Below are 17,746 nucleotides of genomic sequence, written 5' to 3' on the forward strand. Positions count from 1 at the left end.
GAATGTGTTTTTAGTCATGTTTGGACAGACATGGTCGCGGCCTACAGACAGTTAGTCGGCTTTGGCAAGCCGGCTAAGCGTGCAATACGCTTTGCCGGACTCCCTGGAAAGAGCTGCATTAGATAAATCGAGCGCCCTTTTTCTTCTCCCAATGAATTTTTAGTTGCTTTTACCAGTGGCCGCATCGCCGGGGCCATTTCATACCGCTGATAAAATGCCCGCACGACTTCAATAATTTCCCAATGCTCAGCCGTTAAAACAAGTCCTTCCTCTGCTGCCATTAGGTTGGCGACAGATTCGTTCCACTCTAATTGATTAACAAGATACCCTTCTGGGTCTAGCGGATACTTTTTTTGCGAATCAAGATAACGGTATATTTTTGAATCCGACATACTAATACCAGGTAACAATTTTTTCATGCTGCTCTGTGAGTGCCACAAACCTCTCCATGTCTAGCGTAGGCAACCCATTATCCGCGGCAATGCTCGCAAGTCCACGAGAGGCAAGGTCTTCTGATAGCAGGAAAATGCGTGGCTGATGCTGCTGCCAGGCCACCCAAGCTGGATCAAGCGCGGCGCTTACAGCTTCTTCGATTAGCAACACGCTATCTTGCTCCCCTATCGCCTGCTGCATTTCAGTGGATGCACTGCTTTCAGGCGCTTTGGTAAGGATATGTAGCATCATAATGGCCTCACTAGACGCTAAAAGTTGAGTATCTTGGCATGTTGCTGAAACAAGCTTGGAATATCCTGAGCAGAAACTGGCGTTACCCCATCGATCAGTAAATCCTGGCGAATATGCATTTTCTGCAGCGCTTCTTCTGATACCCAAAGTGTCTCAATATCGTACATTTCTAACATATCGATGATCGGCAGCGTGGCTTTTTGGCCTGGCGCGCCACTGCCCTGCTCTTTTAACAGTGCCATTATTCCCTGGCCCATAAACAGCAGATGCACAGGTTGACCAAACGCAGCGGCGACCAAAGCAGTATCTAATCCTTCGCGTAACCAGTTCGAACTATGTGGCGCGTGGCGAAACACCACCAGTAGCGCATCAGGTGGCGCCATTAGGCCTCCTTTTAAGCAAAGGTAATAAAACGATCAGCGCGTTGCTGTAAGTCAAGCAGTTGGCCAAGCCCTGTTAACTCAAAAGGTGGCGCTACATTAAAGGCCGACTGACCATGGCGGTGAGCTTCTGACTCACTCATTAGCCCGCGCCTCAATGCTGCCGCAATACATACATCTAAAGGAATAGCGTGCTGTTGGTTTAACTCTCGCCATGCCTCATGCAGATTAAGTTCGTCCTGGGGAGGCGTCATCAACGAAGAGCCATTATGGACGCCGTCGTGATAGAAAAATACACCCGCTATTTGATGCCCCCGGGCAATAATGGCATGGGCAAATCGCAAGGCAGAGTGCGGCGCAGGACTGCTGTACGGCGCCCCCATCACTAATAGTCCGTAGTGTAACCCATGGTGCATTGGCTGATATCCACTGATAATTATCCTAAAAGCTATTCTAAAAAAACTATTCTAAAAACCATCCTAAAAAAAAGACAGGCCCTATCGCTAGGGCCTGTCGGATCGTCTATTGCTATCTTATATCAGTCGTTGCTCATAATACCGAGTATCGACAAGAGACTCACAAACAGATTGTAGATCGACACGTAGAGCGTAACTGTTGCGAGGATATAGTTTGTCTCACCCGCGCGATGAATGATCTCGCTGGTTTGATACAAAATAGCAGCTGAAGCAAACAGCACAAAGCCAGCCGACACCATCAACGACAGCGCAGGGATGTTAAAGAAGAACCCAGCCACCATGGCAAGAATCAGCACGATGGCACCCGCCATCAGGAAGTTAGCGAGGAAGCCAAAATCCTTTTTGGTGGTTAGCACAACCGCTGATAGACCCACAAAGGTTAAGCCCGTCATCGCAAGGGCGTTCATGATTAGCGCACCACCGTTGGGCAGCGTCAGATAGGCAGAAAGTATCGGCCCTAACGTAAAGCCCATAAAACCAGTGAAGGCAAATGTTGCCAATAGGCCAGCCGAAGAATTGGCGGTTTTGTGGACAAGGAACATTAGCCCGTAGGCACCAATTAAGAACACGAAGATGTTCAATTGTTGGATGCCGAGGGCAACAGCAGCGCCCGCCGTCACAGCTGAAAACAGCAGTGTCATTGCCAGTAACGCGTAGGTATTTCGCAATACCTTGTTAGTGCTAACACTATTAGCAACGCCGCCCGACTGGGGGCGTGCCATACGTGAATCGTTGTAAGCCATGTGTTAATGCTCCCTAATGGTAATTCTAACAACTGACAAGCATGCCGTTACCGAGTTCCAGACGCAAGCCTTTGTCTTACACGTGTATAGTTATTTAACGTTGAATCAACTTAGCAGCCATTGCCTATGCTTGCTGGACACATCCTAGGACAGCGGACGATGAAAAAAATTCTATTACCGGCCAGCGCGGCAACACTATTTGCACTAACACTGCCTGCCATGGCCTTCTCTCCTGCTGGGCAGGATATTGCCTACAGCGTGAATGAAGAGGATTTCCAAGGCTATTTTGTCTCTGGGGGTGACAATGTTCAGGGCAGCGTAGTGATTATCCACGACTGGGATGGGCTGGACGATTATGAGCGCCAGCGCGCTGATATGCTGGCCGATGAGGGCTACGATGTTTTCGCTGTGGATCTCTATGGTGAAGGTAATCGACCCCAGGCAGTCGGCGATAAGCGCGCTGCGACCAATCGTTTATACCAAGACAGAGAACGAATGCGTGCCTTAACCTTAGGTGGCCTAGCACAAGCTAGAGAACAAGGCGCTGCCGAGCAAACGGTCCTCATGGGTTACTGCTTTGGCGGCGCAGTGGCGCTGGAAATTGCCCGTTCCGGCGAGGCAGATAACATAGTGGCGTACTCCAGCTTTCATGGTGGATTAACCACACCCGAAGGCCAAGCCTACTCAAGCGAGACGGCCCCTATCTTCATTGCTCACGGTGGCGCCGATAGTTCAGTGAGTTTAGACGACGTTACTACACTAGCTAAGGAATTAGAAACCGCAGGCGTTACCTATGAAGTCGGCATCTACTCCGGGGCGCCCCACGCTTTTAGCGTTTTTGGCAGTGATGCCTATCATGAGCGCGCCGACCAACGCTCATGGACGACCTTTAACGCCTGGCTAGATGAAATGCTTTAGTTTTGGCCATCAAACAGCAGAAAGCATCGGAGGAAGCTGATTGAAAGAACCGCATGACGGAAAAGATCCGCAAGAGGCTCTGCGTGCACGGCTAAAGAAAAGCTTACAAGAACGCAGAGCCACAGCATTACGCCGGCGAATAGGTGCCCGTGCTACTCGTCAGCAGTTTTTAGAAGCAACGCGTAACGTTGGTGTGATTGTTGTGGCTACCTGTTTTACGGCAGGCTGGGTCTTCACTAATCCCAGCCTAAATACCGACAATGTTTGGCTGGGTGTAGGGCTGGGCATACTCTTGATCTTTGTAGGCTCATTCGGCTATGGTTACATTGAACGAGATAAAACCTCTGATGAGGAAAGAAAACCATGAACGAATTAATTCTTGCCGGCATGTTGATGAGCCTTGTAGTCGTGTCAGGCGGCATGGTCTGGAGCCAGCACCGTGAACATCACGGTAAAAAATCGCTAACAGACAGCGCGGTTTCCTGGATTGCAAAGCGCTTTGCTTAGTAGATAGACAGCCGATAGCTAAATAATCAATTGAGCGGCTTGGCCTTAAAACCCAGCTTATTCAACCTCGTCAACAAACACTAAGGGTCGCTAACAGCGGCCCTTTTGTTTGTGGCTGAAGATGTTTAAAGGATAGAAACCTGATGAATTCTGGGCACAAAAACAACTCCGGACACAAAAGCATAGTGCTGCTCGACGGGGGAATGGGACAAGAGCTCAGGAAACGCAGCAGCCAGCCTGTATCACCGCTATGGTCCGCTCAGGTCATGCTCGATGAGCCCCACCTGGTCACTGCCGCTCATCGTGATTTCATTGAGGCTGGTGCCCAGGTGATTAAACTCAACAACTACGTTGCCACCCCCATTCGCTTAGCCCGCGACGGCGACCCCGCGATGTTCGAGCCGCTGCATGCCGCGGCACTCAACGCAGCACACCAGGCGCGCAAACAGAGCGGTCGGCAGGTGCGCATCGCTGGCTGCCTGCCCCCATTAGTAGCGAGTTACCACCCTGAGAGCGTGCCAGACGATGCTACCTGCCAGCGTGACTACCGACGCCTCGTAGAGCGCCAAGCAGACGGCGTCGATCTTTTCCTGTGTGAAACAATGTCGCTGATCCGCGAGGCGCGTGCCGCCACAATAGCCACGATGGCAAGCCAACGCCCGGTATGGGTAGCTTTCAGCGTGGATGACAGCGATGGCAGCCGCCTACGCTCTGGTGAGTCGTTGGCGGTAGCGGCTCAAGAAGTCGCGGCGCTTGGCGCGGAGCGAGTATTGGTTAATTGTTCAGTGCCTGAAGCGGTCACCACTGCCATGCAAGAACTGACCGAGCTCAACGTGCCCTTCGGCGGCTACGCCAACGGCTTTGCATCCGTCGCCCCACTACAACCCGGCGGTACGGTCGATAAGTTAGCATCGCGCACGGACCTTGGTCCCACCGCCTACGCCGAGCATGCGCTAAGATGGGTTGAACTCGGTGCCACCGTCGTGGGCGGCTGCTGCGAAGTAGGCCCTGCCCACATTGCCGCCCTGGCCCAGCGCTTGACTGATAAAGGCTACCGTTTGGTATCTTCTTGAGTCATGGCTGAGATATAAAATAAGTATTGGGCGCAAAGTCGCGCTGCTAGCTAATGGTTAGCCACAGGCTTGGGGGCTATCCATAACGCCACCAACAACGCATGCGGCACCGTTAACACGGCCAACCCCCAGAAAATCACCCGGACAGCGTCGGCAAGCCAGGCGCCTTCCAGGTTAGCAGCCCCGCTATTCATGGCCCACCAGATGATCCCACCTAGCACAATAGCGCCAGCAGTGGCGGGTGCTGCGCGACGCGCCAGTATTTTGACGTCAATCGCCTTAAACGCTTGGCGCCCAGCACCCAGCAATAGCAAAAAATGCCGCAGGCTGTGCACGACGCAAAAGTAGAAAGCGAAAGCAAGCAACGGGGGTAAAAGCAGCATGGGGGCGGCCAACGCGCAAAGCTCCAGAAGTAGCACACTACGGTTTACACGAGAATTCAGGGCGATGACACCAATAAGGGCTACTGCCCACCCGAGTATCAGCAGGCGCCCCGCTGGCAGCACCAAAGCCATGACGGCCGCAGGGTCCTGTTGCAATAGCCAAGCAAACAGCACGGCTACTTGTTCAGGGTGACCTGCCAGCGGGCCGATGATGGGCAAGCTGCCACTCAACCACCCTACGCCAGCATGCCCACCTTTGGGTAAGAACATACAGTCCGTTATCGCAAAGTGCCATATTGAAAGCCCCAAAAACCCCACCAGAGCCAGCGTCGGTTGCCAAACAATAAACGCCACGGTGAGCACCATTAGCGCTATATAGCCAGCCAGCCATTGAACACTGCTGCGCCCGCGCACCGCCTTGAGAGCGTTAATAATCACTGGATCAGCGCCGCCATGGGCCAGGCCAAACAGCGCGACGGGGATCACTATCACCCAGAACTGCAGGGCAAGTTCAAGATTGGGCAGCCAGACGGCCATTACACCGGCAAACAGCGCCGCCATCACCGCCCACACGCGGTGACGCTGTGCCGTGGCAGGATTTATTGCGAGCATGGTGGTTCTCCCCGATATGGACGCGTCGCTGGCTGAACGCCGCCTTGCACGGGCGCCAGCCCCTTTTGGCGTTTGTGGCTATCTTCTATCACCAATCGTTCGACCACCCCAGCGGACGATACGACCCCTGGCACACCGGCACCCGGATGTGTTCCAGCGCCCACAAAATACAGGTTGTCGAAATGCGGGGAGCGGTTATGAAAACGCAGCCCGGCCGACTGTGTCAGCGTCGGGGCAATCGAAAAACCGCTGCCAAAGGGGCTCGAAAGCGCGTCGTGGAAATAGCGCGGGGTTATGGTGTGGGTGGCACTCAACTGCTCAAACAGATCGGGCATTAGCCGCTGCTGCAAGGTCAGCAAAATGTGTTGCGTGAGAACCGGTTCAAGCGTCTCCCAGTCTTGCTTACCGTTAAGATTCGGCACCGGCGCCAGTACGTAGAACGCGTCTCGGTTGTCAGGCGCCATTTGCGGGTCAGTGGCGCTTGGTCGGTGCAGGTAAAGGCTGAGATCGTCGAGCAGTTCATGCTTATCAAAAATAGCGTCAAGAATCTCTTTGAACGTATCGCCAAAGACAATCGTATGGTGTTCAAGCTCTGGGTAACGCCGCTGAGTGGTAAAGTACACCACCACCAGCCCCATCGACTGTTTCAAGCGCCGACGCCAGCTATTCACTACGCTACCCCAACGCCCCATTGGCAACCAGTGCTCATAGACATGCAGCGGGTCAACATTGCTGACCACAATATCGGCGGCATACTTCTCGCCCGACCCCACCTCCACTCCGGTAACGCTGCTACCTTCCGCATTAATCGCACTAACCTGCTGGTTGGTACGCATAACTCCGCCGTGGCGTTGGAACAGGGCGGCAAGCGCCTCAACCAATGCACCGGTCCCTCCTTTTGGGTACCAGACCCCACCGCGGCGTTCAAGGGCGTGAATCAAGCCGTAAAGTGACGACGTACGGTAAGGATGCCCTCCCACCAACAGCGAAGGCACTGAAAACGCTTTACGCAAACGTTCATCGGTGAAGAAACGCGACACAAAGCCGTACAGGCTGACATCAGCCCGCAAGCGCACTAGGTCGGGTAATACTTTGAGCATATCCGTCACACGGGTGAACGGCTGCTCCGCCAATTCGACAAAACCACGCTGGTACATCACTTCCGTCGCTTTCAGAAAATCCGCATAAGCGCCGCCCTCTCCAGGCGATAATCGTTCAATCTCCGCGACGGTGTCATTGATAGTGCTTTTGTAGTCAAAATAGCTACCGTCGGCAAAATCCATCCGGTAGAAAGGCTCAACAGGCAATAAAGTGACGTGCTCTTCCATCCGCTCGCCGAAGCGCTCAAACAGTGCTTCAAAAATGAAGGGCGCGGTAATTACCGTCGGCCCAGCATCAAAAGCCACCCCGTCTAAATGGAAAACGCGAGCCCGCCCGCCGATGTCGGCATGGCGCTCAAGCAACTCGACATCCCAGCCTTGGGACAACAATCGCAAGGCAACGGCAATACCGCCAAACCCTGACCCAATGACGACCGCTTTACCCTGCACAGAGGCTTTCTTATCCAACAGATCGCTCATAAGGCCGACTCCGTCATCGCATTGATAGCTTGAATCGGCTCAGGCGGTTGATCCGCATAGGGGGGTATGGTCTTTCGATGTTCATCAAGTCGACGACGCAGTTTTGCCAAAACTCCCTGCAATGCCACGCCAAGCGCGTTGGGAAAACACTGGATAAGTGTTTCACCGCGGGCCAGCGCTGCTGATGCATGGAGCGTGGCGCGGCGCATGGCTTGAGCTTCTGGGTTCGCCAGCCGCTGAGTCCGAATGGGCCAATGGCGCGGCCAAGCATGATAACAATGGTAATAGTCTGGCTGCAGGCGTTGCGCGCAGCCAACGTCAATATCATCCAAGTCATCAATAATCTGATAAGCCAGACCCACGGCTTTTGCAAACCGGTGAAGCTGTGCGTATTGCTGCTCGGTAATATCGCCACCGATTGCCGCCGCTTCCAGGGGGAGCGCAATCAAAGGCGCCGTCTTGGCTAATGTCGCTTGCAGGTACTCGGCAATTGATGGATGTTGATAATCTGGATTGTGGGAACCGCGCGAAGCCAGCTCGATACTCTGACCGGCAATCACCTGGCCTGAGCGCTCGGTGAGTAGCTGAATCAGCGCCAAACTGTGCTCGGGCTGGTCACTATGCAGAGCGGCGCGGAAGGCCGCCGTGAGTAAAAGATCGCCGGTGCAGAGTGCAACCCCAGGGTTGTCACGTTTCCAAATAGCTGGTTGCCCACGGCGCTCGCTGTCACCGTCGCAAAGGTCATCATGAACAAGCGATGCATTATGAATAAGCTCTGAAGCCGCAGCGGCTGCAATTCGATGGGCACTTGATGCGTTAAAAGCCCTACCGCTAAGTAGCGCTAAACGAGCGCGCAATTGACTGCCGCCCGTTTCAAGATGATAGAGGCTAGCAGCTTGTGCTGGCCAGTGATCAGCTGCATTAAGGCTATTACGCATTAACGCATTAACCTGTTCGAGTTCGCAATCGACGTCACTCGTATCGGATGGTGTTTTCATTGTCTCGTTGCCACCATCAACGTTGAAATTGGCGGTTTGGTTGAGTGTTGCAGTGACCATGCCAACATCCTTTTGAACGGGGCCATCCTTGGCCGCAAGCAACTCCTTTTATGAAAGTCGGCGCTTAAGAAGGCGTGGACGTTTCGTTTTTATCGTCAGCAGCTGGGGCTGGGTTGGAAACGGTTGATGGAGTACCTTCAATCTCTTGCGACTTGCGCATGGCAATCGTGAAGATAAAGACACCAAAGACAGCCTTAGCAACGATATCCGCTACCGTGTAGCCAATTTCAACGGCTGTGATTGCAGCGCCACCTTCCAGACCGACCAACGGAAAGAGGTAGACAATCGGGTAGAACAACCAAGAGCCGATGACCAAGTAGACAGAGATGTTAATCAGGTTCTTCACGCTTTCAGGCTGCTGCGAAATCGACTCTTTGAGGCCCACAACAAGCTGGTAAACAATGAAAACGAACGGAATCATTGAGAGCACCCAGAATACGAAGCGCAAGCCACCCGCGCTGGACACTTCACCTGGATAACCCAACACGATCATTAAGGCAGCAGCACCACCTAATACCGTTGTTTTCTTGATGGTTTCTTTTCTGGACAGGCGCATGACCAATATCAGCTCGATCAGCAACAGCGGTACCGTCAGAAGCCAATCGACATAGCGATAAGCTTGATTGAAAGGCTTACCGGTTGAGATGACTTCTCCAGACGTTACATCAGCTGCGGCACCCCAAGACAGCATGATTTGCAAATAGTGGTAGGCAGCCACCGCGGTTACCAACCCAGTGATGGTGATGGCTAAGCGATAGGCAGGGGCAATTTCTGACTTCATTAACCAGAAAAATAGCGTTGCAGCGGCCATCACGGCAAAGCCGAAAGAATAACCGTTCTGGATAAAGGAGTATTGCCCTAAGGATAAAGTTTCAAGTTCCATGAGTATCTCCGGCGGCATTATTTTGTAAGCAGACATTACCAATGAGACCGGCACTTTCGCCTTGCACATGTGTAATGAGCTACCAACGCATTCCACATAAAAGTTATTCAGCATTTATTTGCTGACCAACTCTTGTACAGCGTAGTCGTGCCCCCAAAGAATAATCAACTATCTTTTACAAACTTTATGCAGATTTTGATCTGCACCAATTTTATAGACACCTCCTGTAATAGTTTTCTGTGTCGCCGACTGGACTTAAACGGTCTTAATAGGCCCGAATGCCAGCGGTATCCATACGGTCCATAGGCCTAAAATCGCCCTACCCAGCGTTTATCCGTCAATATTCTTTATATTATAAAACAATTGCTTAGCCATTTAACATTAAGACAGCATTAAGAAACACGCACTAACCCATTGACGCGAATCAATTTTTAATTTCACCAAAGGCGTAACCTAAGCGTATTCCGACCATTCGCCCATGCGAATGCCGATTCATTCGCTAAGGAGACGCTATGGACGCCATACGCCGCTCGCTACTAGGCCAGTTGGCCCGTCTAAGCGCAGGCGCTGCGCTAATTCCGTTTTCAAGCGTTGCCCATGCAGGCATTAATCAGCAACCACCCCGCCGCGAGGGGAATCCCTCAAAACGCTACGGCATGCTTATCGATTTACGCCAGTGCATCGGCTGCCAAGCCTGCACGGTGTCGTGTCATATCGAAAATGCTGCACCGCTGGGTCAATTCCGCACCACGGTTTCGCAGTATGAAGTTCAGCATCAGGAAAGCGGCGAGCTAGCCACTTTTATGCTGCCACGGCTATGTAACCACTGTGAAAACCCACCCTGCGTACCAGTCTGCCCCGTAGAAGCCACCTACCAGCAGCAGGATGGCATTGTGGTGGTCGATAGCGACCGCTGCGTAGGGTGTGCCTATTGCGTCAATGCTTGCCCCTACGATGCTCGCTTTATTAACCAACGCACTCAAACCGCCGACAAGTGCACCTTCTGTGCCCATCGTCTAGAAGCCGGACTATTGCCCGCTTGCGTTGAGAGCTGCGTAGGCGGTGCCCGCGTGATTGGAGATATGCGCGATCCTCAAAGCCAAATCAGCCGCATGATTCATGAACATCGCGATGCATTGATGGTGCTACAACCAGAAAAAAATACCCTTCCGCAGGTGTTCTACCTAGGTATGGATGATCGCTTCACCACGCGTCCCACGGCGGAACCCGTCGCGCTGGAAGTACTCGATCCCCACGGTCAGGAGATGGGCTATGAATTCCACCATTGAGCTACTGGCACCGCGCTATGACATCGCCTGGTACCCTTGGGCGGTGCAGTACTTCTTTATGATTGCGCTCTCCTACGCCAGCCTGTGGCTAGCCGCCCCAGCACTGGTATTCGGCAAAAAAAAATGGCTGCCTACCGCGCGTCTGGCGCTAATCGCCTGCGTTAGCACTACGCTGGTAGCGCCCGTTGCGCTACTCGCTGATTTGCACCAGCCGCTGCGGTTCTGGCACTTCTACGCTTACGCCAATAGCCACTCGTGGATGTCGATTGGCAGCGTTGTTCTGCCGCTTTATTTGGTTAGCGTGCTTGGCCTTGCTTGGCTGGCATGGCGACCCGCGCTGCAGGCACAGCGCGGCACACCAGGACTCAGCGGCATGCTAGCTACCTGGCTTTCACTGGGCACTGGCGCAACGCCCAGAGCGCTGATCACCGTGGTAGGTTTGGCTGCGCTGGGACTTTCCAGCGGCATTATGCTTTACACCGGCGCGGAGCTAGCAATCGTAAAGGCCCGCCCGCTTTGGAACACTGTTTGGCTACCGCCCATGCTGGCGACCACCGGATTTATCGCCGCCTCCGGTCTGGTGTTAGTGCTGAACAGGGTTAGTGGGCTTTGTTCTCAAAACACAACCCGCCAGATGCTGTATGTGCTGCTAGTGGCCTGTGCGCTAGCAGGATTGATTGCGCTTAGCTGGTTTTTAGATGGCGTGAATGCACACGTAGGCTCAGTTGCCGCCGCGCTGGAATCCGTGCGCCATAGCGCCTCGTGGCGCAACACTGCTCTTTGGGGAAGCATTACCGGCATCGCGCTGTTTGCCGCCGTGTTGTTTTTATTGACTCGCCCTACCCTGCGCCTGCCGGGGGCGTGCGGCGCTCCAACCTCTCACCAGCCAACGCTGTTTGCCTGGGCATGGCTGCTAGGACTCGTCGCCATACACATGGGCTGGATGTTCCGCTGGGTGGTGCTGATGGATGTTCAGCATGTGGCGCGCAATAGTGCAGGCTTTCATCATTACGGTATTCCTGCGGGCTCTTCCGGTATTTTAGGCATTGTGGGCACCTTCGGTCTCTGGCTCGCCGCTATTCTACTGATTGAACTGTGTATTCCCTGGCGGCAGGCCCAACAGGGCGGCCTTATAGCAACGCCAACTCACGCTACCCAAGATGCTTCTACTCGTCCTCTCACCGCTAAAAAAGGAGCGTCTAGCCATGTCTAAGTCTACTCAAGACCCGTCACGCCGCCGTTTTCTAAAGGGCGCTGCCGCCGCTGGTGGTGCAGCCACCTTTGCCGTGGGCTATGCCGACCCACTGGCAAAAATGGCCAAGGGCATTACCGGTAGCGCGGGTGAAAAACCCAGGCACAATATTCATGGCAACTCGCTGACCCCAGAATACCGAGTCGATTTAGATACTGGCGAACTTACGCTAACCCCCAACCAGCGGGTCGCCTTCACTATTTGCTACGGCTGCACCACACGGTGCGGCGTGCGAGTCAGGGTCGATGACACCCGCGGAGAAGTGCTGCGAGTATCAGGCAACCCCTACCACCCGCTGTCCGCCGACGACCATTTACCCATGCGTACACCGGTGGCGGATGCGCTACGCAGTGTTAGCGCCTATGGCGAACAGGGTCAGATAAACCGCTCCACCGCCTGCGCCCGTGGCAACGCCATGATGAGCCAAATCACCAATCCCTTCCGAGTCGATCACTGCCTAAAACGAGTAGGCGAACGTGGCAGCCGTGAATGGCAGAAAATCTCCTTTGAGCAGTTAATTGAAGAAATCTGCGAAGGCGGCGACTTGTTTAGCGAAGGCCATGTTGATGGACTGCGCGATATTCGTGACCACGACACCCTTATCGATCCCGACAATCCTGAATATGGCCCCAAAGCCAATCAGTTAATGGTGATGGAAGCTACCGACTACGGACGTTCAGACCTACTCAAGCGCTTTACCCTCAACGCCTTTGCTACCCGCAACTACGGCCACCATGGCGCTTACTGCGGGTTGGCTTTCCGCATGGGATCTGGTGCGGTGATGAACAATATTGTCACCAACGCCCACGTTAAGCCGGATATCCAAAACGCACGGTTCATCATGTATATCGGCTGTGCGCCCAGCCAAGCGGGCAACCCGTTTAAACGCCAAGGGCGCTTGATTGCTCAAGCCCGTGCAGCCGGTACGTTAGAGTACGTGGTGGTCGATCCAGCGCTCAACGCCGCCACCTCCCACGCTGCCGACAACAACCGCTGGGTGCCTATTCGCCCCGGCAGCGACAGCGCTTTTGCCATGGCAATCATCCAGTGGCTAATCGATAACCAAGGCTATGCTAGCGACTTCCTGGCTCTACCCGGCCAAGCCGCCGCCGATGCAGCGGGCGAAACCACCCATTCCAATGCCACTCATTTGGTGATTGACACCTATGAGCACCCCCGCAGGGGGTATTTTCTTCGCGCCAGCGACCTGGGCCTGGCGGAAGCGGGTAGCGATGCTGACACGGCGGTGGTAGTAGCCAATGGAAAACTCGCGCTAAGCGAAGAGGTGATGACCGCCGAGCTCTTTGCCGAACGTCCGGTTCAGCTTGCCGATGGCACTACCGTGACCGTCAAAAGCAGCCTGACGCTGCTAAGCGAATCTGCCCACGAGTACGACCTAGACACCTACGCCGAGCATTGCGGCATTCCCAAGGCAACAATTGTTGAACTAGCCAGCCGCTATGCCAGCCATGGTAGAAAAGCCGCGGTTAACTGTCACGGCGGCATGATGTCGGGTAACGGTTTCTACGCCGCGTTCGGTGTACAAATGCTGAATCTGCTGGCGGGCAACTACAACATGAAGGGTGGCAGCGCCGTGGGCGGCGGCACCTACAGCGGCACAGGCGAAGGCCCACGCTACGATTTAGCCAACTTTCCTGGCAAACGTGGCCCCAAGGGAGTGTTTCTATCCCGCTCACGCTTTCCCTACGAGAAGTCTTCCGAGTACCAGCGCAAAGTCGCCGCAGGCGAAAATCCTTACCCGGCTAGAGCGCCGTGGCGCTCCTTGGCACCGCCGACACTCACCGAGCACCTACCCTCGGCACTAGATGGCTATCCTTACCCCATCAAAGCGGTGATTGGCTGTATGGCTAACCCGATTTATGGTCAGGCCGGCCTAAAAGGCGTCATTGTCGATAAGCTGAAAGACCCCAAACGGCTAGGGCTTTTTGTGGCCGTGGACGGCTTTATCAACGAAACCAACCGCTACGCCGACTACATCGTGCCTGATTCCGTGATGTACGAGGTATGGGGCTTTACGGGCGCCTGGAAAGGCACCCTAGGCAAGCTAACCACCGCGTGCTGGCCAGTGGTGGAGCCGCGCCAGCAAAAAACCGCTGAAGGCGAACCGGTATCTCTGGACAGCTTCTTTATCGCTGTGGCCAAACGACTTGGTCTACCCGGCTTTGGCGACAACGCAATTCCCGATACCAAGGGCAACCTGCACCCGCTCAATCGCGCTGAGGATTACTACCTACGAGCCGCAGCCAATATCGCTTTTCAAGAAGAACCACTACCAGAAGCCGACGACGCCGATATTGCCCATGGAGGTATCACCCCGTTGATGCCCAAACTTGAACGAACCCTTAAATTCGAAGAGCGCAATCGGGTGGCGTACCTTTATGCAAGGGGTGGGCGCTTCGAAGATGCCAGCGAACACTTTGTCGGCGAGCATTTAAAAAACCAGTGGAAGAAAACGCTGTGTGTTTACAACGAATCGGTCGGCACCAGCATTGATACCACTAATGGCCTGCCCAATAGTGGCGTGCCCTGCCATAAGCTGCCTCAGTTGGCGAACAAGCAACCCATGCGCGAGGTGTTTTCGGAGCAAGAGTGGCCGCTGTTGGCATTCTCGTTCAAATCCAACCTGATGAACTCTTACGCCATTGGCAGTGAGCGGCTGCGCATGATCAAGCCGTATAACCCGATACAAATGCACCACCAAGACGCCGAGCGCTTTGGTATCCAGCACGGCGATACTATTCGTATAGAAAGCCCTGGCGGAAGCGTTGTGGGGTTGGCGCTAGTCAGTGAAAGCGTGATGCCTGGTGCTTTGGGCATTGAACACGGCTATGGCCACCGGGATTTAGGGGCAACGCCGCATATTATCGATGGTGAGCCCCAGCCGGATATGCCCTGGATGCGCGCAGGCATCAACATCAACGACCTGGGATTTAAAGACCCCACGCGGGAAGTCGACGGAACCTGGCTTGAGCCCATCAGCGGCGCCAGCGTGCGCCAGGGATTACCGGTCAGAGTCACCCGTGAAAGTTAGGGTTGAGAGTTTGGAATGAAAGTTTGAAATGAGAGTTAATTGCAAAGCAGCAATTGGACACCTAAATAACGGTGTCCTCAATCGCCCGGACCGCATTCCATACAGCGTTCTAAGATGCCAGGCCCTTGCTGCAGGTTGGCCTGCAATTCACGAAGTCCCGTGCGCAGGCCTTCTTCAAGGACTGGATGATAAAAGGGCATGGCGAGCATCTGGCTTACGGTTAACTTTTGTTCTAGTGACCAGGCAAGCAGGTGGGCTATATGTTCAACACGTGGTCCAAACAGCTCGGCACCTAAAAACTGTCCGCTGCCATGCGCCGCATAAAGCGCGAAGTACCCTTGGTTTTCACCCATTACTCTCGCGCGCCCTTGATCGGCAAGGGAAACTCCGCCTTCAGCGATGCAATCACAGCCACCATATTGCTTTTCCAAGCTAGCGCGACTTTCCCCGACCGTTGCCATCTGGGGTTCGGTAAACACAATTGCCAGAGGAACGTTACGCTGGCCTACTTGCACATTGTATGGGTTCGCAGCGTTGCGCCCTGCGATTTTTCCTTCTGTGATTGCCTCATGCAGTAGCGGTACCGACTGATTAGCGTCGCCTACAATAAAAATGTGGCTTGGCGTGCCTTGAGCACTCAGGCACTGCAAAGAGAAGCGGTTAAATTCAGGCACCCCACGATTGTCCAGTGTTAGCTCTGCCTTCTCGATATCCAGCCGATCCACATTGGGCTGACGCCCTGTCGCCGCAAGCACGTAGTCGAATGTTTCAGTCATTTTTTGTCCGCTGTCACGTTGCTTGAAGGTGACATCAACGCCATTTTCTCGACGCTTGGGCTTGTCGAGAGTGGCATCGGGATCTAAGTATAGCTCTTCATTGAACGTCTCATCTGCCAGTTGGCGCAGCGCCTCAGATTGAAAAGGACCTACCGCACCACCCACACCAAACGTGCGAGTACGTACACCTAGCCGACTAAGCGCTTGGCCCAGCTCCATACCAATCACGCCAGGCCCCACAATAGCCACTGATTCAGGCAGCATTTCCCAGTCGAAGACATCATCATTAACAATTAGCCGGTCTCCGGCAGCTTCCAGCAGACTCGGCCACGTAGGCCGCGACCCGGTGGCAATAATAATAGCCTCGGCCGTGAGCTCGGTATGGTCATCAATCATTAGCGTATGAGGGTCAATAAAACGCGCGTGACCCCGCATATGCTGCGATTCGGGAATCTTTTTCACTGACGCTAAAACACCATCGACGAAGCGGTCACGCTCATGCCTGACTCTTGCCATCACCGCTTGGCCATCAATCACCACCTCATTAACGGTGACACCAAACATCTCCGCTTTACGCGCGTTGTGTGCCGCATTGGCGGCGGCGATGAGTAGCTTAGAGGGCATGCACCCCACGCGGGCACAGGTTGTACCGTAGGCGCCAGCTTCAATAAGCACTATATCCTCGGTATGTTTATTCGCGGCGTGCCAGGCGCTAAGGCCCGCGCTACCAGCACCAATAATGGCTATCTTGGCGTGTCGCTGTTGCATGGCGATGCTCCTAAGTAGTGATAGGTTAATCCCAGGTGGCACCTTCCAGGGCATCTAGCGGGATTTTTAGGTAGCGCTTCCCGTTGGCTTCTGGCTCTGGCAGCCGCCCGCCCCGCGTATTGACCTGCAGGGCGTGCAAGATCAGCTTAGGCATAGGTAATTCGCTATCGCGTTGGTGACGAAGTGCGATGTAATCCGTTTCGCTCATATTGGCTAAGTGTGGGTTATGTTCACGCTGCTCAGCGACCGTGCTTTCCCACTGCGGCTCGCGGCCATCGGGCATATAATCATGGCCCGTAAACAGCCGGGTGTCTGCGGGCAACGTTAGAATCTGCTGAATGGAGTGCCACAGCACTTTGGCATCGCCACCGGGAAAATCGGCACGGGCTGTACCAAAGTCTGGCTGAAACAGGGTGTCGTGTACGAAGGCCGTATCGCCGATCACATAAGTAATCGAGGCCAACGTGTGGCCGGGCGAGTAAAGTACGCGAGCGTTCAGCTCACCAATCTTAAAAGTGTCGCCTTCGCTAAACAGGGTGTCCCACTGCCGGCCATCGGTAGGCATTTCCGGCCAGTGGTAGATATCCTTCCATAGCGCCTGCACTTGGGTGACGTGCTGGCCAATAGCCGTGGGCGCGCCGGTTTGTTGCTTTAGATAGTGGGCCGCAGAAAAGTGGTCGGCGTGGGGATGGGTATCGAGAATCCACACCACCGACAATCCCTCTTTATTAATATAAGCCAGCAGCTCATCGGCGCAATGGGTCGCGGTCGCACCGGACTTTTCGTCAAAATCCAGCACGGGGTCGATAATCGCACACTGCTTGGTAGCAGGGTCGCTCACTACGTACTGGATGCTAAAGGTACGCGGGTCGAAAAAACCAGCGACATCCGGTGTGCCTTTGCCAGTATGCGTTGAAAGCGCAAAGGTGTTCATGGCTTCTGCCTCCTTGAGATATGTGGCTATAACAGCTCGTCGACTGACCGCTGCCAATTACGTTTGGATGCTAGCAAGTTACTTCAGCTTGCAGGTATTGATCCCTATTAGCTTGTAGACCGGGCAAAAATTGAACAGGCCAGTGGCCAGCGGCACTACCCCTATCCAGCCCCAAGCGCCGATAGTGCCCACCAGCGTCAGCACAATCAGAATGATGCCGATCAAAATGCGTAACATCTTATCGATACCGCCAACGTTGCTTTTCATAATGGACTCCTTAATGTCGCAGTGGATACTCAAAAGCTGTAAACGGGAATGGCCAGGGCGCGCATCATCTCCGCTATAGTGCCGGATGCTGCAATGCCCACATTATTGCGG

The 17,746-nt window shown here is 54.1% G+C and carries 19 protein-coding genes; 7 read left to right on the forward strand and 12 right to left on the reverse strand.

Annotated features, from left to right (window positions below):
• Nucleotides 1-41: 41 nt before the first annotated feature.
• The 5 genes from RZA33_RS03490 to RZA33_RS03510 form a co-directional block, all read right to left on the reverse strand.
• Nucleotides 42-392, reverse strand: coding sequence for a TusE/DsrC/DsvC family sulfur relay protein (locus RZA33_RS03490; RefSeq protein ID WP_317506594.1), 351 nt, complete (start codon nt 390-392; stop codon nt 42-44).
• 1 nt (nt 393) lies between these two features.
• Nucleotides 394-684 (reverse strand): sulfurtransferase complex subunit TusB, encoded by a 291-nt coding sequence (gene tusB, locus RZA33_RS03495; RefSeq protein WP_317506456.1) that lies wholly within the window; start codon nt 682-684, stop codon nt 394-396.
• Nucleotides 685-701: 17 nt separating this feature from the next.
• Nucleotides 702-1,067 (reverse strand): sulfurtransferase complex subunit TusC, encoded by a 366-nt coding sequence (tusC, locus tag RZA33_RS03500; protein WP_317506457.1) that lies wholly within the window; start codon nt 1,065-1,067, stop codon nt 702-704.
• Between the two features lie 11 nt (nt 1,068-1,078).
• Nucleotides 1,079-1,480 carry a sulfurtransferase complex subunit TusD gene (gene tusD, locus RZA33_RS03505; protein ID WP_317506458.1) on the reverse strand — a complete coding sequence of 134 codons (402 nt, stop codon included), beginning with the start codon at nt 1,478-1,480 and terminating at the stop codon, nt 1,079-1,081.
• Nucleotides 1,481-1,602: 122 nt separating this feature from the next.
• Nucleotides 1,603-2,283 carry a Bax inhibitor-1/YccA family protein gene (locus RZA33_RS03510; protein WP_317506459.1) on the reverse strand — a complete coding sequence of 227 codons (681 nt, stop codon included), beginning with the start codon at nt 2,281-2,283 and terminating at the stop codon, nt 1,603-1,605.
• Nucleotides 2,284-2,442: 159 nt separating this feature from the next.
• On the opposite strand from RZA33_RS03510, the gene RZA33_RS03515 reads away from it, so the two are divergent.
• The 4 genes from RZA33_RS03515 (at nt 2,443) to RZA33_RS03530 (ending at nt 4,781) form a co-directional block, all read left to right on the forward strand.
• Complete coding sequence (locus tag RZA33_RS03515; protein ID WP_317506460.1) at nt 2,443-3,201, forward strand: dienelactone hydrolase family protein; 759 nt, start codon at nt 2,443-2,445, stop codon at nt 3,199-3,201.
• A 40-nt stretch (nt 3,202-3,241) separates the two neighbouring features.
• Nucleotides 3,242-3,568 (forward strand): hypothetical protein, encoded by a 327-nt coding sequence (locus tag RZA33_RS03520; protein WP_317506461.1) that lies wholly within the window; start codon nt 3,242-3,244, stop codon nt 3,566-3,568.
• Nucleotides 3,565-3,708 carry a hypothetical protein gene (locus RZA33_RS03525; protein WP_317506462.1) on the forward strand — a complete coding sequence of 48 codons (144 nt, stop codon included), beginning with the start codon at nt 3,565-3,567 and terminating at the stop codon, nt 3,706-3,708. The genes RZA33_RS03520 and RZA33_RS03525 overlap by 4 nt, the downstream gene beginning before the upstream one ends.
• A 143-nt stretch (nt 3,709-3,851) precedes the next feature.
• Complete coding sequence (locus tag RZA33_RS03530) at nt 3,852-4,781, forward strand: homocysteine S-methyltransferase family protein (protein WP_317506463.1); 930 nt, start codon at nt 3,852-3,854, stop codon at nt 4,779-4,781.
• A gap of 50 nt (nt 4,782-4,831) precedes the next feature.
• Here the strand turns inward: RZA33_RS03530 and RZA33_RS03535 are convergent, their stop codons facing one another.
• From RZA33_RS03535 to RZA33_RS03550, 4 genes are all read right to left on the reverse strand, one after another.
• Nucleotides 4,832-5,776, reverse strand: coding sequence for a Brp/Blh family beta-carotene 15,15'-dioxygenase (locus RZA33_RS03535; protein WP_317506464.1), 945 nt, complete (start codon nt 5,774-5,776; stop codon nt 4,832-4,834).
• On the reverse strand, nt 5,764-7,356 hold the full coding sequence (gene crtI, locus RZA33_RS03540; protein ID WP_317506465.1) for a phytoene desaturase family protein: 1,593 nt from the start codon (nt 7,354-7,356) through the stop codon (nt 5,764-5,766). Before crtI ends, RZA33_RS03535 begins: the two co-directional genes overlap by 13 nt.
• Nucleotides 7,353-8,414 (reverse strand): polyprenyl synthetase family protein, encoded by a 1,062-nt coding sequence (locus RZA33_RS03545; RefSeq protein ID WP_317506466.1) that lies wholly within the window; start codon nt 8,412-8,414, stop codon nt 7,353-7,355. The genes crtI and RZA33_RS03545 overlap by 4 nt, the downstream gene beginning before the upstream one ends.
• Nucleotides 8,415-8,478: 64 nt before the next feature.
• Nucleotides 8,479-9,297, reverse strand: a complete 819-nt coding sequence (locus tag RZA33_RS03550; protein ID WP_317506467.1) for a bacteriorhodopsin-like — start codon at nt 9,295-9,297, stop codon at nt 8,479-8,481.
• Nucleotides 9,298-9,809: 512 nt separating this feature from the next.
• Between RZA33_RS03550 and dsrO the strand changes: the two genes are divergently transcribed.
• Genes dsrO through RZA33_RS03565 form a run of 3 tightly spaced genes read left to right on the forward strand, consistent with a single transcriptional unit; the run spans nt 9,810 to nt 14,890 of the window.
• A complete protein-coding gene (gene dsrO / locus RZA33_RS03555) occupies nt 9,810-10,586 on the forward strand; it encodes a sulfate reduction electron transfer complex DsrMKJOP subunit DsrO (RefSeq protein ID WP_317506468.1) in 777 nt (258 codons plus the stop codon).
• Nucleotides 10,570-11,799 carry an NrfD/PsrC family molybdoenzyme membrane anchor subunit gene (gene nrfD, locus RZA33_RS03560; RefSeq protein WP_317506469.1) on the forward strand — a complete coding sequence of 410 codons (1,230 nt, stop codon included), beginning with the start codon at nt 10,570-10,572 and terminating at the stop codon, nt 11,797-11,799. The genes dsrO and nrfD overlap by 17 nt, the downstream gene beginning before the upstream one ends.
• Nucleotides 11,792-14,890: a molybdopterin dinucleotide binding domain-containing protein gene (locus RZA33_RS03565; RefSeq protein WP_317506470.1), complete on the forward strand. Its 3,099-nt coding sequence runs from the start codon at nt 11,792-11,794 to the stop codon at nt 14,888-14,890. The genes nrfD and RZA33_RS03565 overlap by 8 nt, the downstream gene beginning before the upstream one ends.
• 77 nt (nt 14,891-14,967) lie before the next feature.
• Here RZA33_RS03565 and RZA33_RS03570 read toward each other — a convergent pair whose 3' ends face one another.
• The 3 genes from RZA33_RS03570 to RZA33_RS03580 form a co-directional block, all read right to left on the reverse strand.
• Nucleotides 14,968-16,434 carry a dihydrolipoyl dehydrogenase gene (locus tag RZA33_RS03570; RefSeq protein WP_317506471.1) on the reverse strand — a complete coding sequence of 489 codons (1,467 nt, stop codon included), beginning with the start codon at nt 16,432-16,434 and terminating at the stop codon, nt 14,968-14,970.
• A 25-nt stretch (nt 16,435-16,459) separates the two neighbouring features.
• On the reverse strand, nt 16,460-17,368 hold the full coding sequence (locus RZA33_RS03575; protein ID WP_317506472.1) for an MBL fold metallo-hydrolase: 909 nt from the start codon (nt 17,366-17,368) through the stop codon (nt 16,460-16,462).
• 78 nt (nt 17,369-17,446) lie between these two features.
• Nucleotides 17,447-17,635 (reverse strand): DUF2892 domain-containing protein, encoded by a 189-nt coding sequence (locus RZA33_RS03580; protein ID WP_317506473.1) that lies wholly within the window; start codon nt 17,633-17,635, stop codon nt 17,447-17,449.
• Between the last annotated feature and the right edge of the window lie 111 nt (nt 17,636-17,746).

The organism is Halovibrio sp. HP20-59 (genome assembly GCF_033052795.2).
Classification (GTDB): domain Bacteria; phylum Pseudomonadota; class Gammaproteobacteria; order Pseudomonadales; family Halomonadaceae; genus Vreelandella.